This is a genomic window from Binatus sp. (SeqCode), from assembly GCF_049584895.1.
GTDB lineage: Bacteria > Desulfobacterota > Binatia > Binatales > Binataceae > Binatus.
Genome location: NZ_JBAUYR010000064.1, coordinates 22,679 through 46,723 on the forward strand (window position 1 = coordinate 22,679; position 24,045 = coordinate 46,723).

The 24,045-nt window shown below is 60.2% G+C and carries 19 protein-coding genes; 12 read left to right on the forward strand and 7 right to left on the reverse strand.

The features are described from left to right. Positions 1 to 14: 14 nt before the first annotated feature. Entirely contained in the window at positions 15 to 1,985 is a 1,971-nt protein-coding gene (locus WB650_RS12095) for a cellulase family glycosylhydrolase (protein ID WP_422304076.1), read from the reverse strand. A gap of 49 nt (positions 1,986 to 2,034) precedes the next feature. Between WB650_RS12095 and WB650_RS12100 the strand changes: the two genes are divergently transcribed. The 3 genes from WB650_RS12100 (at position 2,035) to WB650_RS12110 (ending at position 6,679) form a co-directional block, all read left to right on the forward strand. Continuing rightward, positions 2,035 to 2,415 (forward strand): dual specificity protein phosphatase family protein, encoded by a 381-nt coding sequence (locus WB650_RS12100; RefSeq protein WP_422304075.1) that lies wholly within the window; start codon positions 2,035 to 2,037, stop codon positions 2,413 to 2,415. A 69-nt stretch (positions 2,416 to 2,484) separates the two neighbouring features. Then, the gene (locus tag WB650_RS12105; protein ID WP_423960627.1) at positions 2,485 to 6,429 is read left to right on the forward strand and encodes a DUF748 domain-containing protein; all 3,945 of its coding nucleotides are present in this window, start codon (positions 2,485 to 2,487) and stop codon (positions 6,427 to 6,429) included. 28 nt (positions 6,430 to 6,457) lie between these two features. Then, entirely contained in the window at positions 6,458 to 6,679 is a 222-nt protein-coding gene (locus tag WB650_RS12110; RefSeq protein ID WP_422306225.1) for a hypothetical protein, read from the forward strand. Positions 6,680 to 6,755: 76 nt separating this feature from the next. Here WB650_RS12110 and WB650_RS12115 read toward each other — a convergent pair whose 3' ends face one another. Then, entirely contained in the window at positions 6,756 to 8,300 is a 1,545-nt protein-coding gene (locus WB650_RS12115; RefSeq protein WP_423960629.1) for a carboxylesterase/lipase family protein, read from the reverse strand. Between the two features lie 245 nt (positions 8,301 to 8,545). Between WB650_RS12115 and WB650_RS12120 the strand changes: the two genes are divergently transcribed. From WB650_RS12120 to WB650_RS12145, 6 genes are all read left to right on the forward strand, one after another. After that, positions 8,546 to 11,788, forward strand: coding sequence for a PAS domain S-box protein (locus tag WB650_RS12120; RefSeq protein ID WP_423960631.1), 3,243 nt, complete (start codon positions 8,546 to 8,548; stop codon positions 11,786 to 11,788). 3 nt (positions 11,789 to 11,791) lie between these two features. After that, complete coding sequence (locus WB650_RS12125; RefSeq protein WP_423960633.1) at positions 11,792 to 12,373, forward strand: response regulator; 582 nt, start codon at positions 11,792 to 11,794, stop codon at positions 12,371 to 12,373. A gap of 186 nt (positions 12,374 to 12,559) precedes the next feature. Continuing rightward, positions 12,560 to 13,393 (forward strand): hypothetical protein, encoded by an 834-nt coding sequence (locus WB650_RS12130; protein ID WP_422306231.1) that lies wholly within the window; start codon positions 12,560 to 12,562, stop codon positions 13,391 to 13,393. A gap of 43 nt (positions 13,394 to 13,436) precedes the next feature. After that, positions 13,437 to 14,426, forward strand: a complete 990-nt coding sequence (locus tag WB650_RS12135) for a Gfo/Idh/MocA family protein (protein ID WP_422306233.1) — start codon at positions 13,437 to 13,439, stop codon at positions 14,424 to 14,426. A gap of 220 nt (positions 14,427 to 14,646) precedes the next feature. Beyond that, positions 14,647 to 15,120, forward strand: a complete 474-nt coding sequence (locus WB650_RS12140) for a hypothetical protein (protein ID WP_422306235.1) — start codon at positions 14,647 to 14,649, stop codon at positions 15,118 to 15,120. 133 nt (positions 15,121 to 15,253) lie between these two features. Continuing rightward, the gene (locus WB650_RS12145) at positions 15,254 to 16,138 is read left to right on the forward strand and encodes an alpha/beta hydrolase (protein WP_422306237.1); all 885 of its coding nucleotides are present in this window, start codon (positions 15,254 to 15,256) and stop codon (positions 16,136 to 16,138) included. Positions 16,139 to 16,160: 22 nt separating this feature from the next. Here the strand turns inward: WB650_RS12145 and WB650_RS12150 are convergent, their stop codons facing one another. The 3 genes from WB650_RS12150 to WB650_RS12160 all read right to left on the reverse strand — a co-directional run bounded on the left by WB650_RS12150 (position 16,161) and on the right by WB650_RS12160 (position 19,239). Then, complete coding sequence (locus WB650_RS12150) at positions 16,161 to 17,096, reverse strand: oxidoreductase (RefSeq protein WP_422306239.1); 936 nt, start codon at positions 17,094 to 17,096, stop codon at positions 16,161 to 16,163. A 151-nt stretch (positions 17,097 to 17,247) separates the two neighbouring features. Beyond that, complete coding sequence (locus WB650_RS12155; RefSeq protein WP_422306241.1) at positions 17,248 to 17,559, reverse strand: hypothetical protein; 312 nt, start codon at positions 17,557 to 17,559, stop codon at positions 17,248 to 17,250. A gap of 171 nt (positions 17,560 to 17,730) precedes the next feature. After that, a complete protein-coding gene (locus WB650_RS12160) occupies positions 17,731 to 19,239 on the reverse strand; it encodes a cobyric acid synthase (RefSeq protein WP_422306243.1) in 1,509 nt (502 codons plus the stop codon). Positions 19,240 to 19,337: 98 nt separating this feature from the next. Here WB650_RS12160 and gnd point away from each other — a divergent pair, with 98 nt between their 5' ends. From gnd to WB650_RS12175, 3 genes are read left to right on the forward strand one after another with little or no spacing between them, the layout of a single operon-like run. Further along, positions 19,338 to 20,354 carry a phosphogluconate dehydrogenase (NAD(+)-dependent, decarboxylating) gene (gene gnd / locus WB650_RS12165; RefSeq protein ID WP_422306245.1) on the forward strand — a complete coding sequence of 339 codons (1,017 nt, stop codon included), beginning with the start codon at positions 19,338 to 19,340 and terminating at the stop codon, positions 20,352 to 20,354. 12 nt (positions 20,355 to 20,366) lie between these two features. Then, positions 20,367 to 21,905, forward strand: coding sequence for a glucose-6-phosphate dehydrogenase (gene zwf / locus WB650_RS12170; RefSeq protein ID WP_422306247.1), 1,539 nt, complete (start codon positions 20,367 to 20,369; stop codon positions 21,903 to 21,905). Continuing rightward, a complete protein-coding gene (locus WB650_RS12175) occupies positions 21,887 to 22,768 on the forward strand; it encodes a class II fructose-bisphosphate aldolase (protein ID WP_423960636.1) in 882 nt (293 codons plus the stop codon). The genes zwf and WB650_RS12175 overlap by 19 nt, the downstream gene beginning before the upstream one ends. A gap of 3 nt (positions 22,769 to 22,771) precedes the next feature. On the opposite strand, the gene WB650_RS12180 is transcribed toward WB650_RS12175, so the two are convergent. Then, on the reverse strand, positions 22,772 to 23,224 hold the full coding sequence (locus WB650_RS12180) for a nuclear transport factor 2 family protein (protein ID WP_422306251.1): 453 nt from the start codon (positions 23,222 to 23,224) through the stop codon (positions 22,772 to 22,774). Further along, on the reverse strand, positions 23,221 to 23,796 hold the full coding sequence (locus tag WB650_RS12185) for a pyruvoyl-dependent arginine decarboxylase (RefSeq protein WP_422306253.1): 576 nt from the start codon (positions 23,794 to 23,796) through the stop codon (positions 23,221 to 23,223). The genes WB650_RS12180 and WB650_RS12185 overlap by 4 nt, the downstream gene beginning before the upstream one ends. Positions 23,797 to 24,045: the final 249 nt, after the last annotated feature.

A 24,045-nucleotide genomic window follows, 5' to 3' on the forward strand; every position in this document is an offset into this window, starting at 1 on the left:
AAAAGACCTCCGGTTCAGGGCTTGCGACAGATTACGATGCGGACTTCGCCGGGCTGCTCGACTTTGATGGTGGCGCGCTGGTTGTCGAGGTCCAGTTCGGCGACGCCGCCGATCACTTCGATCTCGCATCCGCGTGGATACTGAAGGTGCGGAACGAATATTTCGGTCGCGCCGGCCGCGGCTGGATCGGCCTCGAAAGTGTAGTCGAACAATCCCGTGACGCGATCGAATTTCATCTTGCGCGGAGTTCCATCCGTCGCCATCGCGTAGGGCCTGACGAAGCCGGCGAGCGCGCGGCCACCACTATTGATGTCGGCGGGATTAGTCTGTTGGTCGCGCGAGAAGATACTCAGATCCTCCTGGTTCCATCCGTCGCCAATAGCCAGATCGTTGCGATTGGATGCAGTATAGTTCCATTGTGTACTATTGATTAACAGAGTATCCAGTGCGTTATACATCAGATCGAGCGCGATGATGTGCGGAGTCCATGGTGTATCGCTGCGATCGCCGGCCCTGAAGGCGCGATATGCTTCGGCGCCGTTTAAATCGAACGGGATTCCGCATTCGCCGATTAAGGTGGGCGCGCCGCCGTTCACCGTCTCCGACATTCTCGCGATTTTGCCGAGCTGACGTTCGTAGCGCGCCTGCAATTCGTCGGCAACTTCAGCAATTTCGCCGGTCATCGCGCCCAGACTGAAATTCGGATTGAAAGTCTTGGTCGAGAGCGTGACCACGTCGTACCAATGACCGGCGTTGACGGTGTTGGGCGGAGTGTCGGCGGGAAATCCCGGTCCGAAGAAGCCCGAGTGCGGATCGAGTTCAGCAAACAGGATCCAATCTGGATTAATCTCGCGCATGCTCCTGGCGACCTGCGCGAAAAACGGTCCCATGTAGTCTTCGATGAAGTTTACCTTGCGGTCACCGACGTGCTGGAAAAAATCGTCGCGCAAAACGTCGAAGGTGCCGTCTTTATTGAGCTTCCACGCACCTGCCTGCTCGAATGGATCGCTTCGATCATCGAGCCAGATCGAGATGCGCTCGGGATTGATCGTGCGATCCCGTTTGTGCACGACCGCCTTGGTATCGAAGCTGAGGACCGGTACCGAGCGTGTGACTCCGTGAGAGACCAGCAGGCCGTCGATCGGTGACCACGCAAGGCCGGGCATCGCACGATTTGGATTGGTTTCGCTCGGGCCGAGATGACGATAGGTGAGCGACTGCCCGATCCACCCGGGAGTGGGTTCGTTGAGCGAGTCGAAGCCCATGACGTTGGGCAGGTCGCGGATGCGGCGAGCGATTTCGCCCATCGATCCGAGGTAGTGCTCGAGCATGTAGTCTTGAGCGTTGTCGCCGTCGATAGTGAGGCCGGGAGCGAAGTCGCGACCGGCGAAGAACAGGGTCCACATGATGCCATTAGTGGGACGTCGCGAATTCGCCGACCAGCTCATGGTCGGGTAGCGATCTTCCTGACGTCCGCCGCGCGAATAGTCATATAGATGTTGCATCACATGAGCGGAGCCTGACTCGGCGATCCGCCTATAGTCAATTCCAACTTTTTCGAATAGCCAGCAGGGTGCGCCGTCGCCGCCGGACATGCGACTCCAGACGTCCTGGTGAAAATCGACGAATACATAGAAGCCATAGTCACCGGCAAGTCGGCACAACTCGGCGAAGTAGTCGAGGTATTCGACGTCGTAGTTATTCGGGCCGCGATGCTCGACCGCCTCCCAGGTAGTCAGCAGGCGGATGCAGTTGAAGCCCCACGCGCGCAGGCGCGAGAAGTGCTCGTCGGCCTCCGCGATCGGAAACGGACGGCCGATGAACGAGACCTCGCGATGGTTGGAAAAGTCGGAAGGGAAATTGGTTCCGCCGTCAGGGTAGGGCACCTTGCAATCGCCGCCCAGGTTGACGCCGCGCAAAATGATGTGGCGCCCGTGCTCGTCGACGAACCATCGTCCTCCAATATGCAGTCGTGGGAGGTTCATGGCGCGAGGTTGACGTAATGTCCGTTCGCCCGTCAAGCTGCACAGTCTGATGGCGAGCTGGCAGGAGAGCGAAATAATTCCGGGGTTGTTCGTCGGCGATTTGCAGGATGCGCAAAAGTTTGGCGGGACTATAATCAGCGTGCTGCCGGACGTGCCGGAAGACGAGCCAACGCAGGCCATCCACATGCCGTTCCTTGCCGAGGGCGTCGTGACGCTCGACAAGACGGCGGAGCTTATCGACGACGAGCTCGAACTCGGGCATCAGGTGCTGGTGCATTGCGAGGAAGGATGCGAGCGCGCGCCGCTGGTCGTCGCGTGGTTCCTGAAAACGAAGCGCGGCAAGACGCTTGACGAAGCCTACGCGCTGTTGCAGAGCCGGCGGCCGATAGTCGTGGATCGGAGGCGCTGGCTGGGTATCCACAACCGATAACCACATCTAAGCTGTCTCCGACGAATTGACTATTGGCGGGCGACGGCTCAGGCTGGCGGCGTCAGGTTCATGGCGGGCTTTTTCAAAAGAGCGAGCGAATCCACAAAAACCGCGCTCGGACATTTGACGGCGGCGTTTCATCCGAGCAAGCCGTGGGTTGCGCGCACGCGGGAGTTGGGGCGTTCGCGGCGGGTGCGCAAGACCGGCATCGTCGTGCTGTCGGTGGTTCTGTTCCTCGGCCTTGCGACTTACATTGCGGTTCCGCCGATTTTACGGCACGTGCTGACCGGTTCCGTCGCCGGCAGCATCCATCGTCAGGTGAGCGTCGGCAAAATCCGCTTCAATCTTTATCGGCTCAAACTCGATCTCGACCAGCTGCACGTCGGCGAGCGCGACGATCCGCAGAAACCGTTCGTCGACCTGGGGCATCTGGCGGTGAAGGTCTCGTGGACCTCGCTATTCAGACTTGCGCCGGTGGTCGGCGAGATCGTGATCGATAAGCCCGCGATCCACGTCGTGCGCTTGTCGCAGCAGAAGTTTAACTTTTCCGATTTGCTCGAGAGCTCTCCTGCGCCGCCGAAGCCGAAACCCGCGGCGCCCAGTTCTCCGCAGCGATTCGCGGTTTCCAACATTCAACTGCGCGACGGCGAAGTGACGATCGACGATCAACTGCTCGGCAAGCAGCACAAGGTCGAGAAGATTCAGATCAACGTGCCGTTCATCGCGAACCTGCCCGCGGACGTGGACGTGTTCGTGCAGCCGCTCGTGCAGATGGTGATCGACGGCAGCCCGCTGCGGATCGCCGGCGTGGCCAAGCCGTTCCAGGCCACGCGCGACTCGGTGGTCGATTTGAAACTGCACCGGCTCGACCTCCCGCTCTACGTCAGTTATGCGCCGATGAAGCTGCCGGTGAAAATTCCGAGTGGCACGCTCTCCACGGATCTTTATTTGCATTTCGTGCAGGCGGAGTCGCAGCCGCTGATTCGCTTGAACGGGACGGTTGCTCTGGATCAGCTCGACGTTCGCGACACCGCCGACGCGCCACTGGTCGCGCTGAAACATGCGGAGGTGAAGCTGACCGATGTCGAGCCGCTCGGCGCGGTGTTTTACCTGAGATCGATCTGGATCGACGGGCTGCTCGCGAATGTGCGGCTGAATCCGGACGGCACCAACAATCTCTCGTCGCTGGCGAGCGGCGGTTCGGCTCCGGCGGCGAATCCTCCGGCGCAACCGGCGGCTGCGAGCACTCCGGCGCCGGTGGCGGGAACGGTCGCGCAGTCGGCGGTACCGGTGGCGGGTCCGTCGACGGCGAAAGCGCCGATGGATTTTCAGTTGGAGTCGTTCGTCCTCACGAAAAGCGGAGTGAACATCCAGGACAACAGCGGTGCAACCCCGGCGACCGATGCGCTGGATGCGCTCGAGGTGGGAGTAAAAAATCTTCAGACGCTCGGGAAGTCGCCGGCGACGTTCTATGTGAACACCAATATTCACAGCGGCGGCGCCCTGGCGGTGACCGGCGCGCTGGATCTCGCGCAATCGCAGGTTACCAGCGACGTGTCGATCGACAAGATCGATCTGCCTGCCCTGCAGCCGTTCGCGCAGAAATTTCTGGCGGCTACCGTGGCGTCGGGCAAGTTCAGCGCGAAGGCCAACGTGCTAACGCATTTCGCGAGCGCTAAGTTCAACGTGCATTCCGAGCCGGCGAGCGTCGCGATCGAAAATTTCGAGGTCGATGCGCCGCACGAAAAAGAAAAGCCGGTGCAGTGGAAAAATTTCAGCGTCGCGATCGGGCAGTTCGACCTGGCGTCGCGTCAGGCGACGGTCACCGAAGTGAAAGCCGACGGGATGCATCTGTATGTCCGCCGGGAGCGCGACGGGAAGTTGAGTCTCGAATCGCTGATGCGCGGCAACGAACCTCCGCCGCACGCCGAGCACGTGGCGACGCGCCAGCCGCGGCGAACCTCGCGCGAGCGCCGGCGAGCGGAGCGGAAACCAGTACAGCCCGCCGCACCGACCGCGCCCGCGTCGCCGAGTTTTCAATTCCAGGTCGCTTCCGTTTCGCTGGATCAGACCGACGCCACCTTCGTCGACGAGAGCGCGCCGCAACCGGTGACGGTCGCGATCGCGCCGCTGAATCTGCATCTCAAGGACGTGACCAGCAACTTCACCAAGCCTTTTGGGGTGGATATCGACGGCACGCTGAATCGCAAGGGCACTTTCAAAGTCACCGGCACGGCTGCGATCGCGCCGCTCAAGGCCGACTTGCGCGTCGCGACCAAGCGGCTGGACCTGACCTTCGCGGATCCTTACGTGAGCAGCAGGATGAACGCGAAGATCACGACCGCGAACCTGACGATGGACGGCGCGGTCGGGCTCGAGCAGCAGCGCAAGGATTTTCTGGTCAGCTACAAGGGCGACGCGTCGCTCGGCAGCGTGCGGATGCTCGACAAGCTGACCAACGATTTGTTTTTCCGCATGACCGCGCTCAACGTGAACGGAATCGATTTCGCGCTCGGCAAAGGGCCGCCGAAGGTGCACGTAGGACTGATCGCGCTGAACGATTTTTATTCGCGGATCATTCTCAACAGCACCGGCAAGTTGAATCTGAAGGACATCACGGCGAGTCCGCAGGAAGCGCCCACCTCGCTGACCCGCGCGACCGGCGAGCCCGGATCGAAGGGCGCGGTTCCAGTGGCGGCGACCTCGACCCCGACTCCGGCCGCAGCGCCGAGTGTAGCAGCCGCGACCGCTCCTGGAGCCTCTCCGGCGGCAGAGGCCAGTCCGGCGCAACCTTATCAGGGACAGCCGATGAACGCCGACGTCGAGCTGAGGAAGATCACGCTCAAGGGCGGCAAGGTCGATTACACCGACAACTTCATCAAGCCCAACTACACCGCGAACCTGAGCGAGATGGAGGGCAGCGTCGGTGCCTTCGGATCGAAGTCCACAACTCCGGCGCCGGTTTCACTCGACGGAAAGATCAACGGCAGCTCGCCGATCAATATTGACGGGTCGATAAATCCGCTCGCGCCGACTGCTTTTGTCGATATCAAAGCGAAGGCGGACGCGATTGAGTTGACCGGGGTCTCACCGTATACGGTCAAGTACACTGGCTTTCCGATCACTAAAGGCACTCTCACAGTTGACGTTCACTACCTGCTCGACACGGGCAAACTGACGGCCGACAACCATATATTCATCGATCAGCTGACCTTCGGCGATCATGTGGACAGCCCCGACGCGACCAATCTGCCGATTCGGCTTGCGGTTTCGCTGCTCAAAAATTCGAAGGGACAAATCGACGTGCGAATCCCGATCTCAGGGTCGCTGTCGGATCCGCAATTCAGCATCGGCGCAATCGTCCTCGGCGCGTTCATGAATCTGATCGTCAAGGCGGCGACGGCGCCATTCTCGCTGATCGCGGCTGCCTTCGGCGGCAGCGGCGGCGGCGCGCAGCAGGACCTCGGCTACATCGAGTTCAAGCCGGGCTATTCGACACTGACGCCGGACAGTCAGCAGAAACTGGACACGGTCGCGAAGGCGTTGGCGGATCGAACTGCGCTGAAGCTCAACATCGAGGGACGCGTCGATCCGAAGTTCGACACCGACGGATACAAAGAAGCGTCACTGGATCACAGTATCCAGGTGCTCAGTCATAGGGCCCAAGGCGACAGCGCGGATGGGACCGCGAAAAGCGCGGCGCTGTCGACCGAGGACTACGACAAGTATTTGAAGAAGGTCTACAGCGCGGGGGATTTCAAGAAGCCGCGCGACGTGGTCGGAATGGCGAAGACCCAGCCGCCCGACGAAATGAAGAAATTAATCCTCGCCAACACTCCCGTGACTGATCAGGATCTGAAGAATCTTGCGGATGCGCGCGCGAACGCGGTGCGCGCGTATCTGAGCAGCAAGCAAGTCGACTCGGGGCGGATGTTCATAGTCGCGCCGAAGATGGACGCCAACGGAATCACGGATCAGGGAAAGACCACGCGCGTCGATTTGGGGTTGCAGTAATGCGCGCGTTCGATGGAGGCCGGAGTCGATGAGCACTACATGGGGACTCTGCAAAGACTGTAAGTGGTGGCAAATAGAGCCCAAGGCGCCGGTCAAGAATTCCACGATGGGACTTTGCATCGACGACAAAATGCAAAAATTCAAGCTGCGGGTTTCCGGCAACAGCGGATGCAATCGATTCATGGAAGGCAAACCGGCGCACGCGAAGGGATCGAGCGGCCAGCCGCCCAAGGCGAAGCCGACGCGGTGATCGAAGCGCGTCGGAACCTAACCCCTAACCCCTTCCCTCGAGGGAAGGGGGACAATCGCAGAAAAGGATCGCCTGCCTACAGAGAGCCGAAGATTTTGTCGGGGACTGCGTCCCAGGCGCGGCGTTCTTCGTCGCGGGGGGCATCTTCGAGTTTCGTGGTTGCGCCGAAGATCATTGTTGAGCGGTGCCCCTCGTCGTAAGGCTTCCAGCTGCCGGTGCTCTCATTACTTGGATCGCCTGAACGCGCGAATGCCAGCCATGCGTCTTGCATCTGGGTTGCGAGCTTTTCTGCGGCCGGGCCGGTGCCGGCGAATGCGGCCATGCCGGGCATCTGATTGGTGCCGAAGACGAAGCCGAGCTCGAGTGCGTGGCATGAGCCGAGCGCGCCGCCCATCGCGGGCGACGGCCACGTGAAGAGATAACTGTAAACGCGCGCATCGTGGCGCGGCTGGATTTGTGCGAGGCGAACACCCGGGATTCGGAAAACGCGGTCGGTCTCGATTGCGGTGAACAGTTCGGCGGGCGTGACCGTCTCGCCCCGCTGCGCGCGCGCCTTCGCGTACGAATCGATGAGAGAGTCGGCCGCTTCTGCGGTGAGTCGCCGGCTCATGCGCGCACCGAGGCCGGCGCGGTTGAGCTTGTGCAACGACGGATCCATCATTGAGAACAATTTCCATTCTTCGAGCGTCGAGCCGACCATCACCGCCACACCCGACGCGGAGCCGTCCGCGACCATCTCGATCGCGGCGCGGGGCACGAACGTACCGTCGATGACGGGCTGATACGCCATCCCGAGTTCAGGGTCGGGCGTTACACCGTCTTCGAGCAGGGTGCCGGTGAGCAATTGCGCGGGTGTCAGCGCGCGGATCGCTGCCGCGTCGCCCGGTTGCACGCGCAGCTTCGACAAGACTCGCTCTGCGGTGCGATTTGCACGTGCGACCGGAGCGCCGGTGTGACAGGCGCCGCTCTGCGGTATCGCTTTGTGGAAGAGGCCGCGCGCCGCCGGCATCGCGAGCAGAGTTCCGACGCTCATGCCGCCGGCAGATTCGCCGAAAATGGTGACGTTGCCCGGGTCGCCACCGAACTCAGCGATATTGTTGCGGACCCATTCCAGCGCCGCGACTTGATCGAGCATCCCCTCGGAGCCGCTCGATGGAATCTTGCCGCCGGTCACGTCAGCAAGGCGCAAGTATCCCAGCGGTCCGAGACGATAGTTGACCGTGACGAGGACAACGTCGCCGCGTCGCGCGAGAGCCGAACCATCATAGATGGACTGCGAGCCGGCGCCGATCGTAAAAGCTCCGCCGTGAATCCACACCATCACCGGGCGGCGCTTGCCGTCGAGCGCGGGAGTCCAGACGTTTAGCGTGAGGCAATCCTCGGACTGCTCGCCGTCAACCACCATCGCAGAGAGCGCGGTGAGCATCATCTTGTTCTGATGCGCGACTGCGCCAAACCGGCGTGCATCGCGGACACCTGTCCACGGCGCGGGCTTCTCGGGCGGGAGCCATCGGCGTGCCCCGACGGGAGGAGCGGCGAACGGGATTCCTTTGAATACGAAAAGTCCGTTCTGCTCGTCGCCTTCGAGTTTGCCCTGATGGATTGAAACAGCCGCGCTCATGTGGATGAACCTCGATAGTGAGAATTGCGCGGATTCTCGCAGAATTGGTGTGCACTTAACAAACCCCGAGGACACCCGTCCCATCCAAATCTCAAATTGAGACACTTGGCGTCAAATCGCCCCGCGCGTTGAGAAATTGACGAGCGTTCGGTCTGTTTTTTTCAGATCTGCGACAGATTTTCGGGCATTGGACTTGCTGTAATTCAGTGGATCCCTGCGCCGCGCGGGGCCGGGAAGGATATCGGATGGGCGGACCGCCCGAGCAGCATCACATTACCTCGCCCGAGAGGAACCCCGAGCACGACCAGTTGACAGCAGCAGCTTCGACCTTGGACGAGCTGGCGCGCGCGGCGTCGCGCAGTGCTTTGTCCGATTCACAGGTCGCGGATAAGAACGTCATCGGTTTGTGGAGGACGGGCGCGGCGCTGGTGGTTTTCTTCCAGCTAGTCTATGCAGCGGAGCATCGCTATGCGTCCCCATCGACGTTCGCTGCGACGCTGAATCTGCATTTGGCCAACATCGCGATCGGGGTGGTCCTCTTTCTGTCGAGCTTTACTCCTGCGATGCGATATTGGCGTCAGCTCACCCTCCTTGCCTGCATCGCCTTGCTGATAGCGACGACCGGGATCTGCACCACGTCGACGCGCGTCGAGGCGCTATTCGTGTCGATGCTGGTCATCGTGGTCGGCGCTGGGACTCTGGCGCCCTGGGATTGGGGCTGGCAGGCGGCGATTAGCATAACCGGGATGGTCTGCTTTTACGTTCTCGGGCGCACGCGTGGAATAGTTGATTCCGATCCTTCGATGTATTGGCTGGGACTAGTGACCGCGGTCGGGCTGGGGCAGTCAAACGTCTATCTGCAAACCAGGACTCGACGCGCAATCGCGCAAAATCTCGCAGACCGGCTAAGCAGCGATCAGAAACTCAAGGACAGCGAAGAAAAGTTCCGGCAGATTTTCCAGCAAAGCGGCGACATGGCCGTGGTCACCAACCTGGACACCGGTGCGATTCTCGAGGTCAACAACCAATTCGTCTTGCGCAGCCGAGTGCCGCGGGATCTGGTGGTGGGCCGAATCGATACCGACTTCAATTTCTTTGCGGAACCTGCCGCTCGCGAGCAGTTCATGAAGGAACTCCACGAGAGTGGCGTGGTGAAGAACTTCGAGCTCCAGCTCAACGGCATCGGCTATGACCGTCCGATGCCCGCACTGATTTCCGCGGTCGCAGTCCGGCTGGACAATCAGAAGTGCGCGATTATCGTGGTCCGTGAAATCTCGGACGTGAGAGAAGCGGAGCGGAAGATGCGCAACAGCGAGACTACGTTGCGCAAAATTTTCGATGCCAATCTCGATTCGGTGACGACCACCGACGCGACCACCCGGCGCTTCACCGACGCCAATCACGAATTCTCGCGCTCGACCGGTTTTAGCCGGGAAGAGGTGATCGGCAAGACTTATTGGGAAATCGGCGTCTGGCCGAGCCGCGAAGAGTCGGACAATTTTTCGGCGGCGATGATTCGCAACGGCGAAGTCCGCAATATGCGGGCGAACTTCTATGCCAAAGACGGAACCCTCATCCCATGCCTTATGTCCGGTACGCTGCTTGAGCTGGACGGCAAGCTGAGCGTCCTGACGATCACACGCAACATCGGCGATCTGATGGCCGCGGAAGAGAAACTCAAACAGAGCGAGGCCAGTCTGCGCAAAATCTTCGACTCGATCCTCGATCCGCTGTCGATCACCGACCTTGACGGGCGCTTTGTCGATGTCAACGATGAGTTCCTGCGGCTCAGCGAATCTTCACGCGCCGAGATTATCGGCACGATCTCGCCACGAGTGGCCGACAACCGCTATGAAAGCGAGTATCGAGAGCCGCTCCGGACGACCGGCCAGGCGCGGAATTTCGAAGTGACAATTCCGACCAAGAGCGGCACCGACATTCCGGCACTGCTCTCGTCGGTGGTGGTGGAGCTGGGGGGCGAGCCGCGTATCGTGACGATTGCCCGCGACATTACCAAGCTCAAAGAGCAGGAGCGGAAACTGCAAAGCAGCGAGGCGATGCTGCGGGAGATATTCGACTCGAGCGTCGATAATATCGCGCTGACCGACCTGGACGACGGCATCATTGTCGATGTGAACAAGGAGATGGTGCGGTCGCTGGGGTTGGCAAAAAATGAAATCGTCGGCAAACGCTTCGAGGAGGTCAAAGTCTGGGAAAGCGCCGAGCAGCTCGATCTGTTCACCGCGACCCTGCTCAAGCAGCGCGAAGTGCGCAATTTCGAGACCACGTTCCGCACCGCCAGCGGTGGTACTTTCCCAGCGCTGATCTCGGCGGTCATACTCGAACTCGGCGGGCGCAAGTGCGCGCTCTCGATCGCGCGCGATATCACCGACCTCGAGGCGGCGCGCCAGAAGGCGCTGGCGGCGTCGAAGGCGAAGACCGAATTCCTGTCCAGCATGTCGCATGAAATTCGCACCCCGATGAACGCAATCCTCGGGATGGCCGACCTGATCGGCGAGAGCGATCTCAATTCGGAGCAGCGGCGCTACCTCGACACCATCCTCAGCAACGGCAACGCGCTGCTCGAGCTGATCAACAGCATCCTGGATCTTGCGCGGGTCGAGAGCGGCCGCATGAGCCTCGAGGCGGTGGCGTTCGACGTGGTCGAGCTGACGGAAAGGGTTGCCGACACGCTTGCGGTGCGTGCGCACGAAAAGGGAATCGAACTCGCCATGCGATTCAGCGGCAATTTGCCGCGTGCGCTGGTGGGCGATTCGCTGCGGCTGCGCCAGGTGCTCACCAACCTTATCGGCAATGCGATCAAATTTACCGAGCGCGGTGAAGTCGTGATCGACGTCGCGCACAATCCCGACCAGGCCAATCCCGGCAGCCTGCTTTTCTCGGTGCGCGACAGCGGTATCGGAATGCCGCGGGAGATGCTGCCGAACATTTTCTCGGCTTTCACCCAGGCGGACTCCTCGACCACGCGAAAATATGGCGGCAGCGGACTCGGTTTGACAATCGTCCAGCGGCTGGTCGCGCTGATGGGAGGCAAAGTCTGGGTCGAAAGTGACCTCGGATCGGGAAGCATCTTCCATTTCACCGTGGAACTCGGCCTGCCGCCCGCGGTCGCCAATGAAAACGAAAAGCAGGAGCATCGCGAGCCTGTGCTCGCTTCAGTCCGCGCGCTAGTGGTCGACGACAACGCGATCAACCGATCGATCGTCAGCCAGATGCTGAGCGCGAGCGGCGCGATCGTCACGGAAGCGAGCTCAGCGGCGGAAGGTCTGGCCGCGGTCGCCGTAAAAGATCAAGCGCCGTTCGGCCTGATGCTGGTTGATCTGCAGATGCCCACGATGGACGGTTTCGAAATGATTCGCCAGATGCGGCGCGGGCCGAATGGAAACGTGCCGATCGTCATGCTCGCGACCTCGAACGGCCTGACCACCCGCCTGAATGCGATGAGAGAGCTGAGCGTGAATCATTAGGTAGTGAAGCCGATCAAGCGCCGCGAATTGTTCGCCGCGATTTCCGACGCGATGGCTGAAGTCGACGCGCCTGCGGGCGCGCCCGCCGAGTCTCACCGTGAAGTAGAGCCCAACGGTTCGGCGACGCATCTGCTCGAAAGCCCGCTCAGTATCCTGCTGGCGGACGACTCGCCGGACAATCGCCTGTTGATCACGGCCTACCTGAAGAAGAGCGGCTACGTGCTCGACCAGGTGGAGGACGGCCAGGCGGCGCTCGATCATTTCATGACGCGCGCCTACGACGCGGTCCTGATGGACATCCAGATGCCGATTCTCGACGGATACAGCGCGGTGCGCGCGATTCGTCAATGGGAGACGGCGAATCAACGGAGCAGGACACCGATCATCGCACTGACCGCGTCGGCGCTTGAAGGCGATGTGCGCCGCGCGATTCAGGTTGGCTGCGATATGCACGTCAGCAAGCCGGTCAAGAAATCGACGCTGCTGAAGGCAATCGCGAACGTGGTCGAAAATTGCCAGCATGAGGATGCGGTTGCAAAGCCGAGTGCGAGCGGCGGGCGCGATACCACCAGCCTCCAGGAATAGTCAGATGCCGAAGCACCGATCCGGGTTCCTCGCTGCGGACAAGACGTCACCAAAACCTGCTCTCTCCATCGAGGAGCAAATTTAGTCATCTAGACGGGTTATGGCGCGACTTGCCTACAAACAGCTAATCTAGTCGAGGCGATTCGCTCTGACTGACGCACATCGCTCGGGGAGGGGTCTCGAGAAATGAATTTCCTACTCTACTGTAGTGTCGCCACACAGGTCATATTCGTCATTGTGGCGTTCGGCGGTGGCAGTATCGCCGGTCTCTGTCTCGTGAGATGGTTGGTCCCGCTCGACCGCCTGCAAAAGAACCACGAGGTAGCGGGAGTGACGTTCGGAGTGCTGGGCGCATTTTACGGCCTGGTCCTTGCCTTCGTTATTGTGGCCGCCTGGGAGCGCTTCAATGACGCCAACGCCTATGCGCTTACGGAAGCGTCGGCGCTCGAGAGCCTCTACAAACTCGGTGCGGCGTTCTCCGAGCCGATGCGCTCGCAGCTCGATTCCGCCGTTCTTGAATATTCGCACCGTGTGGTCGACAAAGAATGGCCGCAGATGGCCGACAACACCTTTGAAGGCGGCAAGGTTGGTGCCCACGAACTCTGGGCGACCGTACTTGCGTATCACCCCACGGATAGCCGCGAGCAAATGTTGATGGACAAGTCGATCGATCAGCTCAACCTCGTCAGCCAGGCGCGCGGCCAGCGGTTTAACTTCTACTCAGAGGATCTTCCATCGGTCGTGTGGACGGTGATCTATCTTGGATGCTTGATGACGATCGGCTTCAGCTATTTCTTCGGCAGCAATGTTTTTCGCGCGCAGGTGCTGATGTGCGGGTTCTTTTCGATTCTGCTCGGAATGACGATTCTCGCGATTCTGGAACTGGCGCATCCGTACCAGGGTGTTGTTACAATCTCGAACGAGCCCTACCGCTATGCGCTCTCGCGAATGGAAGCGGCCGACACCTATAAGATGGCGAAGGCCTTGCCACAACCGGTCAATCCGGCGTCAGATCCGTGAGGATAAGAAAAGCAATTAACTGGTTTCCGAAGGCGGAATAGCTATGCCAGAAAAAAAGCCGATTCGGTTTGGAATACTCGGCGCGGCGCGAATCGCGCCGGACGCATTGATCAAGGCCGCGCACGATGTGCCGGAGGCTGAAGTCGTCGCGGTCGCGGCGCGCGATCCAAAGCGCGCGCAGGAATTTGCCGCCACTCATAAAATCCCGCGAGTGCTCGCTACCTACGACGACCTCGTCAACGACCCGGAACTCGACGCGATTTATAATCCACTGCCGAACTCGCTTCACTGCGAATGGACGATAGCCGCGCTGCGCGCGGGCAAGCACGTGCTCTGCGAGAAACCGATCGCTTCCAATGCGGCCGAGGCAGAACGGATGTCGAAGGCGGCCGGCGAGACCGGGAAGATTCTCGGCGAAGCGTTTCACTATCGCTATCACCCGCTTTCGGATCGCGTGCGCGCTCTCATCAGCGACGGGACGCTCGGCCGGCTAGTCCACGTCGAGGGGCAATTTTCGGTACCGATTCCCGAAACGAACATCCGCTTCGACTACACCCTTGCCGGCGGCGCGACGATGGACCTCGGATGCTACCCACTCCACATGATCCACTATTTTTCCGGCCTGACGCCGCGCGTGCTCAGCGCCAAGGCCGAGACCGGACCGAAAAACATCGACATCGCGATGGACGTCGACCTTGAACTCGCAGGCGGCGTGACTGCCCGGATGACCTGCGCGATGAAAAAGGACTCAGTCATAAGTGCGACGTTCATGGCGCGCGGCGAGCGGGGAGAACTGCGGGTGATAAATCCGATCGCGCCGCATCGGGGGCATCAGCTCGCGGTGAAGACCGACGCCGGCGAAAAGAGCGAGACGGTGCCGGGCGACTCAACGTTTACGCATCAGTTGCGCGCGTTCGTCAAGGCGGTTCGCGGCGAAGCTGAATTTCCTACCGACGGGGCCGAGGGCATCATCAATATGCGCGTGATCGACGACGTCTACCGAGCCGCCGGACTCCCACCCCGCGCGACTTGAGAAGTCACCACCGCCTAATACAGCTAGCCTAAGCGATCGGCCCATCGTGCGTTCTGTGCGATGGGTCTCTCTGTTTTTGAGGCTATTCGGGCCTCAAATTGCGATTATTTACGCCTCATAATCCGTTAAAACTGAGCAAGACTTGCTTGGTTGGAACATTTTGGCTAAAAATTCTACTTGGTTACTGATGCTCTGTATAACTAAGAGAGGGAAATCAGAAATGAAACTAGCCAAAACGCTTCTAGTCTTGGCCTGTACGAGTTTGCTCTCTGCGGGTCACGTGCGACATGCGTACGCCCAGGACGGAGATGGAACTGATCAGAGCGCAGGCGCCTGGGGTGCGCCCGACGCTAGCGTCGCGACTCCCGATGCCAAAACCAAAGTGCTTCCGCTCGATATCAAGGGATGCTGGTCCGGCGAGGTGGTTGATACCGGCGATGGCTCGGGAACTGCGACGTTCGAGTTCGATCAAAATTCGAATCGAAAGAAAGTTGTGACCGGGAGCAATTTTGATTTTCGATGGGCTGACTCCGCCTTTGCGCAGGGCCCGATCAAGGGCACGGTGAGCGCGACGGGATTCAAATTCAAAGGCAACGCCGGCGCCGGCTGTACGATCAGCGGAAGCGGCACCGGCGACGCGACGGCGTTGACGGGAACCTTTGAGTTCGCAGGCGGCTGCGCGACGACGTTCTAGGACGTGACCTTTTCAATCACACCGGGGTGCCCGTAGCCGCGCGGCGCAAAGCTTCAATTCAGGGCGCGCAGACCATTTCCCGCCATTTCGTGATATAGCCGTCGCTGTACCCGCCTATCGATACGGAGGGAATATGGCGAGCGAACAATTGAACAAGGTAATCGAGCGAATCAAATCGCAGCCGCAGAATCCGAATGCGTCGATGGAACAGCGGCGCGCCGGGATGGAGCGGATTAGCGAGCGCGTCCCGGCCGACGTGATTTGCGAAAAGGTCGACGCGGGTGGCGTCAAGGCGGAATGGATCGCGGCGCCTGGCGCGGCGGCCGACCGAGTCATTTTGTATCTGCACGGCGGCGGCTACGTGATCGGGTCGATCAATACGCATCGCGCGATGGTCTCGAGAATCGCGCGCGCCTCGAATGCCCGTGCGCTGTCGATTGACTACCGGCTCGCGCCGGAACATCCGTTTCCCGCCGCGGTCGAGGATGCTACTGCCGCATACAAGTGGCTGCTCGCGCAGGGTTACAAGCCCGGCAGGATTGTTATTGCCGGCGATTCTGCCGGCGGAGGACTCACGCTGGCGGCGTTGCTCGCGATTCGCGACGCCGGGTTGCCGATGCCGGCGGGCGCCGTTCCGATTTCGCCGTGGACTGATCTCGAAGGCACCGGGGAATCGGTGCGTACCAGAGCCGCGAGAGACGTGATGGTGACCCAGGACAATCTGCAGTCGTCGGCGAAACAGTATTACGGCACGCACGATCCCAAGGATCCGCTGGTGTCTCCGGTGCATGCGAACTTTCGCGGTCTGCCGCCGATGCTGATCCAGGTCGGCGACGCGGAAATTCTGCTCGATGACGCCACGCGCGTAGCGAAGAGTGCAAAGGCTGCCGGCGTCGAAGTCGATCTCGAAGTGTGGGACGAGATGCCCCACGTCTGGCACGTGTTTGCGAAGTTGTTGCCGGAAGGGCAGCAGGCGATCGACAAGATCGGCAAATTCGTGATCGCGCGAACGTCGTAGTCGTCAGCGCGAGGCCGCCGGCTCAGAACGCGTAGTGCACGTTGGTGAGCCGCTCGGATACTTCCCACAGTCGCCCGGCTGCCGCGGCGTCCTGCGCCGCCGCACTGCGGCCGACATGGGCCGGATGTCCCCACATCTCGGCGACGCCGTCGGGGCCAATATAGTCGCCGCCCTGAACGTCGGGCGCGACCGCAGCATACTCGGTCGGCAGCGCGCCCATCGCGGCGCTCTGCGCGAACACGCTGTTGCCTAAAGAGAAAAGAGATTCGAGCATGGTCGATCCCTGCATCCGCGGTCCCGCGGCTTGCAGGTTGGTCGCCGCATATCCGGGATGACATGCGATGGCCAGCAATTTCTTGCCGGCCGCATCGACTTTGCGCTGCAACTCGGACGTGAACAGCAGGTTGGCGAGCTTGCTCTGCCCGTAGGCCATCCACTTGCGGTAGCCATTCTTCCATTGCAGATCGTCGAATCGAATCTTGCCCATGCGATGCGCACCACTGGCGACGTTGACGACCCGCGCGCCCTCCGTCGCAAGCAATCGATCGAGTAGCAGGCCGGTCAACGCGAAGTGGCCGAGGTGATTGGTGCCGAACTGCATTTCGAATCCGTCTGCAGTTTGCCGATACGGAATCGCCATCACGCCGGCGTTGTTGCACAGCACGTGCAGCGCCTGATGTTTCAGGTGAAACGCGTCGGAGAAACCGCGCACTGAAGCGAGATTCGAGAGGTCAAGCTCCATGATATCGACCTTCGCCCCGGTCGCTGACCCGGTGATCTGCGCGGCCGCGGTGCGAGCCTTGCCAAGATCGCGGCATGCCAGGATGACCTCGGCTCGCTTGCGCGCAAACTCCAGCGCCGCTTCGTAGCCGATACCGCTGTTGCCGCCCGTTACGACGATCGTCTTGCCGGAAAGGTCCGGTATGTCATCGGCGGTCCAGGCTTTTTTGTCGGGCATGCGGCGCGTTCCTCCTCGTGGCTTCCACGAAGGCTATCACACGACCGCCGAGTGAGTGTAAATCGCGCGAGTGCTATGCCTGAGCCGTACGAAAGTTTAAGGGGCCGGATGCGAGCCGGCCCCTCTGTTTTGAGTTGCGAAAAGTTGCTGATTATTTACGTTGCTTTTCCTGCGTCTCTAACGCTTGCGCAATGGTGTCCATGAATTTGCTGTAGTCGCAGAGAGGGTGTACCTCAAATTCATAGAAGAGCCCCAGCGGCGAGCTGAATAATCGCTGGTTGAGATCTTCCGCGGAGTCGGCGTTTGTGATGCTACAGCCGCCACCATTAACGAACGCGTAGGCGCAGTCAGCCTCGCCACGTTTGACGGCGCCGAGCAACATTTCCTTGTGAGCACGAATCGTCTGGCTGGTGGGCTGCACAATCGCCCCGACGCGCGGTTTCCGAATCACTAGGAATTTCATTGGACCTCCTCCTTTCAATCAAAGTTTAGGACGCCGGTTTCGTGGCTTGCTTGGTTACCTCCATAAGCTTGTCCTCCTTCCGTTGACGGTTGAATTCGCTGACGCAGGAACATTTTTCCTGTACCTCTGCGTCAGGCATAGGGCAACTCGCAGTCGCCGAGAGGATCGAAATTAGAGAGCAATGTCGGCGAGTTTCGCGATTCGTGATAAGTCCACGCACTGTTCGAGCGCGTCGGCGATTCGATCGAAGGCAGCGCGGCGATTCGCGTCGGTGTCAATTCGCTCACAAGATTCGAGCGGCACGAGACCTTTCGCGACTCTTATTTCGTCGAGAAAGTTTCGTCGAAAATCGGCGGAATCGAACACGCCGTGAATTGAAGTACCGATCACTCGTGCATCATCTGATCGGATGCCCTCGAATTCATCCACGACGCCGGCATCTCGATGCATTAATCTGAACAGCGCGCGTGATTCGGGGACGCCGATGATACGTCCGGAGTGAATCTCGTAGCCGGAAATCGGTGCGTTCGTCGGCAGATGAATCGCGCGGATTCGATCGGTGATTTTTTCGGACTGAAAGGTGGTTTCAATTTCCAGCAGGCCGAGCCCGACAGTTTCAGGAGTATCACTCTCGACGCCGTCGGTATCGACGATGCGCCGCCCGAGCATCTGGTAGCCTCCACAAACTCCAATGATCCATCCGCCTGCGCGACGATGACGCACAAGGAAATCCTCCCAGCCGGCGCGGCGGAGCCATTTCAGATCGGCGACGGTGCTTTTTGTCCCCGGAATGATCAGAACGTCGAGGCGATGCGCAGTGCCGGGATCGCTCAAGTAGTGCACTGCCACGTCCGGCTCGCTATCGAGCGCTTCGAAATCCGTATAGTTAGAAATGCACGGCAGATGTATCACTCCAATAGTCAGTGGCTTGTTCACCGCAGAGCTTTCAGTTCCGTCCAACCTGGCAGCGTCTTCTTGCGGCAAGCCGAGGTGCTCCTGCCATGGCAGCACTCCTAGTATCGGGACACCGGTGCGTTGCTCGAGAAAGCGAAGGCCGGATTCGAGCAGCCTCACGTCGCCGCGGAACTTGTTGATCAGCACGCCTTTGACGCGTCGGCGCTCGTCGGGCGCGAGCAGCTCGATCGTGCCGACGATCGAAGCAAAGACGCCGCCCTTGTCGATATCGGCGACCAGCAGCACCGGCGCGTCGGCTATCTCGGCGATTTTCCAGTTGACGATATCGCGATGCCGCAGATTGATTTCTGCCGCGCCGCCCGCGCCTTCGATTACTATCAGCTCGAAGTCGCGCGCCAGGTTGCTATAGCTACTGACTATCTCAGGCCATGCCTCAGTTCGATATCGCTCATAGTCATTCGCGCCCATCTGAAATCGCGCGCGGCCGCGAATGACGACCTGGCAGGTCATGTCGGATTCGGTCTTCAACAGCACAGGATTCATGTCGACGCTCGGTTCGAGTCCGCCCGCCTCGGCCTGCACTGCTTGCGCGCGTCCTATCTCGCCGCCGCCGCGACAAACCGCCGAGTTGTTCGACATGTTTTGCGATTTGAATGGCGCCACCCGCACTCCGGCGCGCGCGAACGCTCGGCACAGCGCGGTGACCACGACGCTCTTGCCGACGTCGGACGCCGTGCCCATCACCATCAAGCTCTTGGCGCTCAATTTTCGGTTCCTTTTCGCGCGAAATTCGTTTGAGCCATAACATCTGCGATGCGGTAGAGTGTTTCAATACGGGTCCCGTTCAACAAGGAGCGACTAACATGCAAATGGGAATGATCGGCCTGGGCAGAATGGGTGCGAATATGGTCCGGCGGCTGCTGCGCGGCGGTCACGAATGCGTCGTGTTCGACGTGAGCGCCGATGCGGTCAAAGAACTGGCGAAGGAGGGCGCGATCGGTGCGTCGTCTCTCGACGACTTCGCCGCCAAGCTTAAGCTGCCGCGCGTAGCATGGATGATGGTGCCGGCCGCGGTGGTCGAGAAGACGGTGGCCGACTTGTCGAGCCGATTTCAGCGCGACGACATCATCGTGGACGGCGGTAATTCGTACTACATCGACGACATCCGGCGCGCCGAAGCGCTGGCGGCGAAGGGAATTCACTACGTCGATTCGGGCACCAGCGGCGGCGTATGGGGCCTCGATCGCGGATTCTGTCAGATGATTGGCGGCGAGCCGCAAGTCGTGAAGCATCTCGATTCGATTTTCGCGACGCTCGCGCCGCCGATCGATTCCGCGCCGCGCACCGCCGGACGCGAGAAAATTAAGGGCAGCACTGCCGAACACGGCTATCTGCATTGCGGGCCGAACGGCGCCGGGCATTTCGTGAAGATGGTTCACAACGGAATCGAATACGGGATCATGGCGGCCTATGCCGAGGGCATGAACATTCTCAAAAACGCCAACGTCGGCAAGCAGACGCATGCCGTCGATGCGGAGACCACGCCGCTGCGCAATCCCAAGCTGTATCAGTACGACTTCAATCTCACCGACATCGCCGAAGTATGGCGGCGCGGTAGTGTGATCGCGTCGTGGCTGCTGGACCTGACCGCGGACGCGCTGCTCGGCGATCCGGAGCTGAAGAAGTTTGCCGGCCGCGTATCGGATTCAGGTGAAGGTCGATGGACGATCGACGCGGCGATTGACGAAGGCGTCCCCGCGCACGTGCTTACCGCCGCGCTCTACGAACGTTTCGATTCGCGCGGCGCCGCCGACTTTGCCGACAAACTCCTGTCCGCGATGCGCTACGAGTTCGGCGGACACATCGAGAAGAAATCCTAGAAGGCATTCGCCATGCCGAATCCAGAACCAAAGCACGCATCCAACCAGGCTGTTCACGGGCGCCCCGGAGATCCGTGCGTGTTCGTGATCTTCGGCGCGACCGGCGATCTGACCAAGCGGCTGCTGATTCCGTCGCTGTACAATCTGCTCGTCAACAAACTGTTGCCCGACAAGTTCGCGATCATCGGCGTGAGCAACGTGAAGATGAGTTCCGAAGATTTTCGCAAGCAGCTCGGCGACGAGATCGGCCAATTCACGACAACCAAGGTCAAGCCCGAACTCTGGAAATGGTTCGATCAGCGGATCACTTACATGTCCGGGGATTTCAAGGATCCTGCGACGTACACGAGTCTGAAGACCACGCTCGAGTCAGTCGACAAGGCGCATGGGACGCCGGGAAATTATTTGTTCTACACCGCGGTGTCTCCAAGTTTTTTCGGCGAGATCGTGAAGCAACTGGCCGCGGCGGAACTCACCAAAGAAACCGACGGGCATTGGCGAAGAGTGATCATCGAAAAGCCGTTCGGTCACGATTTGGAATCGGCGAACGCGCTCAATCGCGAGATTGGCGCATGTCTGCACGAGAATCAGATCTACCGAATCGATCACTATCTCGGCAAAGAAACCGTGCAGAACATCCTGGCGTTTCGCTTCGCCAACGGAATCTTCGAACCGCTGTGGAACAACAACTATATCGATCACGTGCAAATCACCGTGGCGGAAACCGTCGGCGTCGAGCATCGCGGCGCATTCTATGAAGCGACCGGTGCGCTGCGCGATATGGTGCCGAATCATATTCTCGCGCTGGTCTCGCTCACCGCGATGGAACCGCCGAATTCGTTCGACTCCGAGCCGGTGCGCGACGAGAAGACCAAGGTGTTGCGCGCGATCCGCTTGCTCAAGCCCGAAGACGTCCCGAAATGGGCGGTGCGCGGCCAGTACGGACCCGGCACCATCGAAGGGAAGCCGGTGCCGGGTTATCGCGAAGAGCCGCAAGTCGATCCCAAATCCGGCACCGAGACTTACGTCGCGCTGAAGCTGGCGATCGACAATTGGCGATGGTCGGGCGTGCCGTTCTACCTGCGCACCGGAAAGCGGATGGCGAAGCGCGTCACCGAAATCGCAATCAGGTTCAAGGCGCCACCGATGCTGCAGTTTCGGCGGACCGGTGTCAGCCACCTTCAGCAGAACGAACTCGTGATGCACCTTCAGCCGAACGAGGGCATTTCGCTCAGCTTCAACGCAAAGGTGCCGGGTCCCGTGGTCAGGCTCGGCGGCGTCGATATGAATTTCAAATACGCCGACTACTTCGGCGCCGCGCCGAGCATCGGCTACGAGACGCTGCTGCTCGATTGCATGATCGGCGATCCGACGCTGTTCCAGCGCGCCGACACGGTGGACGCGGGATGGCGCGTGGTCGATCCGATTCTGGACGCCTGGAAAGCGACTCCGGCGTCCGACTTCCCCAACTACGCGGCTGGTTCGTGGGGACCGAGCGCTGCTGACGATTTGCTCAAACGCGACGGCCGCAAGTGGAGATTGAACTCATGATGTCGCTGCGTGACGTACTGAAACGGGCCGAGGCCAACAAGGTCGCCGTCGGCCATTTCAATTTTTCGGATTTGGTCGCTTTCAACGCAATCGTCGCCGCCGCACGTGACAAGGAACTGCCCGTGATGGTCGGTGTGTCGGAGGGCGAGCGCGAGTTTACCGGCGTGTGCCAGGCGGCCGCGCTGGTGAAGGCAATTCGCGACGAGTACAACTACCCGATTTTCCTGAACGCAGATCACACTCACTCGATCGCTCACGCCGAGGAAGCCGCGAAAGCCGGCTTCGACGAAGTCATCTTCGACGGCTCGGCGCTGCCCTTCGACGAAAATATCAAGCAGACCAGGAGAGCGATCGAGGCGATCAAATCGATCAACCCCGCGATTCTAGTCGAGGGCGAGATAGGCTGGATCGGAGCGTCATCAGCCGTGATTGAGAAAGTTCCGGAGGGCGTCGGGGTCTTGACCACACCGGAGGAAGCGCGCCAGTTCGTCGATGCGACCAAGGTCGACGTGCTCGCGCCGGCGGTTGGCAACATGCACGGGATGCTGGCGAGCATGGTTCACGGCGATGTGCAGAAGCGGCTCAACATCGATCGCATTGCCGAGATCAAAGCAGCGGCGAAAATTTTCATGACGCTGCACGGCGGGTCGGGCACCAACGACGACGATTTCAAGCGCGCGATCAAGGCCGGCATGACGATCGTCCACGTCAATACCGAAATCCGAATCGCGTGGCGGCGCGGAGTCGAAGCCGGTCTCGCAGCGGAGCCGAATGAAGTGGCGCCCTACAAGATTCTGAAGCCGGCGTTCGAGGCGGTGAAGAAGGTCGTCAGTTCGCGGATCGAGCTGTTCAGTTCGAAATAACGGCTATTTGGCCCAGCCCTTTTCGTACGGCGCCGACATCCGCCCGATCGCGCGCAGGTGCGCGAACTTCCACTCGCCGTTGAGCTTGACGTAGCCGTCCTCATAGCGCGCGCCGAGCCACATCGGGCGATTTCCATTGCGCATCGTGAACGGCCCGATGAAATACCAGATGCCGGTAGCGCGATCGCCGCTGACGTCGATGATCGGATTCATGACGTTATGCTGCGAGAAACTAATCCGCTCCTGGAAGCTCTGGAACAGTTTGCGGATCGCGTCGTGACCCTGATGCCGCCCAACGCCGGCGCCTTCCCAAATTCCGTCAGGCGCAAACAGCGTAGTGATTTTCGCTGGATTGTGATCCTCGTCGCAGATCGCGCAGTAACGTGCCTTGAGTTTCTTGATCGCCTCGATGTCTTCGAGAACCGTGATCCGCTTTTCGAGGTCGCTAACGTTCATCCGGGCTGCTTGTCCGTCGTCGGCAGATTCACAAACACCGCGGCGGTGACGACCGTCGTCCACAGACCGTCGCGATCGCCGATTGCGGATTGCGTAATGTTCCGCGTCGTCACGATTTTATCCGACAGCTTCCACACGTCCTTGCGTTCGTCGTAGCTGACGTTGGGATCGAAGTCCACGCCGAGCGCCGTCGCGAGCATCGTCGCCGCGAGGTCCTCGGCGTAGTCGCCCGCCTTCTCGTCGGTCTGCCCAAAACTCTTATGCTCGGACAGGTAGCCGTACTGATCTTTGTCGGCGGGAATCGCGAGGCCGACCGAGGTCGCCATCAGGCGATGCGGCTCGTCGGTCGAGTTGTCGTACATAACGGTGTAAACGATCTGCCCGGGCGTCAGGGTCTTCAGCCCGTCCTGAATTGAGATGACTTTGCATCCGGGTGGAAAAATCGAGCTGACGCGAACGAGATTGAACTCCGCGATCCGCGCGTCGCGCAGTGCAAGCTCGAACGAAGTGAGTTTCTCGCGATGCCTGCCGACGCCCTTGGTCAGAAAAATAGCCTTACCGGTTGGACCCATCTGAATTTGTTCCTCGAATCCGATTTCGTCATTTACATAGAGCAAGTGCAAGAGTTTCGCGAGATTACGCGCCGATGATCGGTCCGTGAACGATACGTTCAATCGAGGCCGTTGCGCGCGACGAAGATTGCCCAACCGCAATAGCGGCGATCGAGCAAATCAAGACGCATCCCCGCGGGATCGGTCAGCCTGGCCACATCGGGATGTCCGGGATTCTCCAATGCCCAATCCATGCCTGCCTGCCAATGC

Bases quoted from the DNA above. Each gene is read 5' to 3' on its own strand.
- WB650_RS12095 (WP_422304076.1), bottom strand. From the start codon at position 1,985: ATGAACCTCCCACGACTGCATATTGGAGGACGATGGTTCGTCGACGAG.
- WB650_RS12100 (WP_422304075.1), top strand. From the start codon at position 2,035: ATGGCGAGCTGGCAGGAGAGCGAAATAATTCCGGGGTTGTTCGTCGGC.
- WB650_RS12105 (WP_423960627.1), top strand. From the start codon at position 2,485: ATGGCGGGCTTTTTCAAAAGAGCGAGCGAATCCACAAAAACCGCGCTC.
- WB650_RS12110 (WP_422306225.1), top strand. From the start codon at position 6,458: ATGAGCACTACATGGGGACTCTGCAAAGACTGTAAGTGGTGGCAAATA.
- WB650_RS12115 (WP_423960629.1), bottom strand. From the start codon at position 8,300: ATGAGCGCGGCTGTTTCAATCCATCAGGGCAAACTCGAAGGCGACGAG.
- WB650_RS12120 (WP_423960631.1), top strand. From the start codon at position 8,546: ATGGGCGGACCGCCCGAGCAGCATCACATTACCTCGCCCGAGAGGAAC.
- WB650_RS12130 (WP_422306231.1), top strand. From the start codon at position 12,560: ATGAATTTCCTACTCTACTGTAGTGTCGCCACACAGGTCATATTCGTC.
- WB650_RS12135 (WP_422306233.1), top strand. From the start codon at position 13,437: ATGCCAGAAAAAAAGCCGATTCGGTTTGGAATACTCGGCGCGGCGCGA.
- WB650_RS12140 (WP_422306235.1), top strand. From the start codon at position 14,647: ATGAAACTAGCCAAAACGCTTCTAGTCTTGGCCTGTACGAGTTTGCTC.
- WB650_RS12145 (WP_422306237.1), top strand. From the start codon at position 15,254: ATGGCGAGCGAACAATTGAACAAGGTAATCGAGCGAATCAAATCGCAG.
- WB650_RS12150 (WP_422306239.1), bottom strand. From the start codon at position 17,096: ATGCCCGACAAAAAAGCCTGGACCGCCGATGACATACCGGACCTTTCC.
- WB650_RS12155 (WP_422306241.1), bottom strand. From the start codon at position 17,559: ATGAAATTCCTAGTGATTCGGAAACCGCGCGTCGGGGCGATTGTGCAG.
- gnd (WP_422306245.1), top strand. From the start codon at position 19,338: ATGCAAATGGGAATGATCGGCCTGGGCAGAATGGGTGCGAATATGGTC.
- zwf (WP_422306247.1), top strand. From the start codon at position 20,367: ATGCCGAATCCAGAACCAAAGCACGCATCCAACCAGGCTGTTCACGGG.
- WB650_RS12180 (WP_422306251.1), bottom strand. From the start codon at position 23,224: ATGAACGTTAGCGACCTCGAAAAGCGGATCACGGTTCTCGAAGACATC.
- WB650_RS12185 (WP_422306253.1), bottom strand. From the start codon at position 23,796: ATGGGTCCAACCGGTAAGGCTATTTTTCTGACCAAGGGCGTCGGCAGG.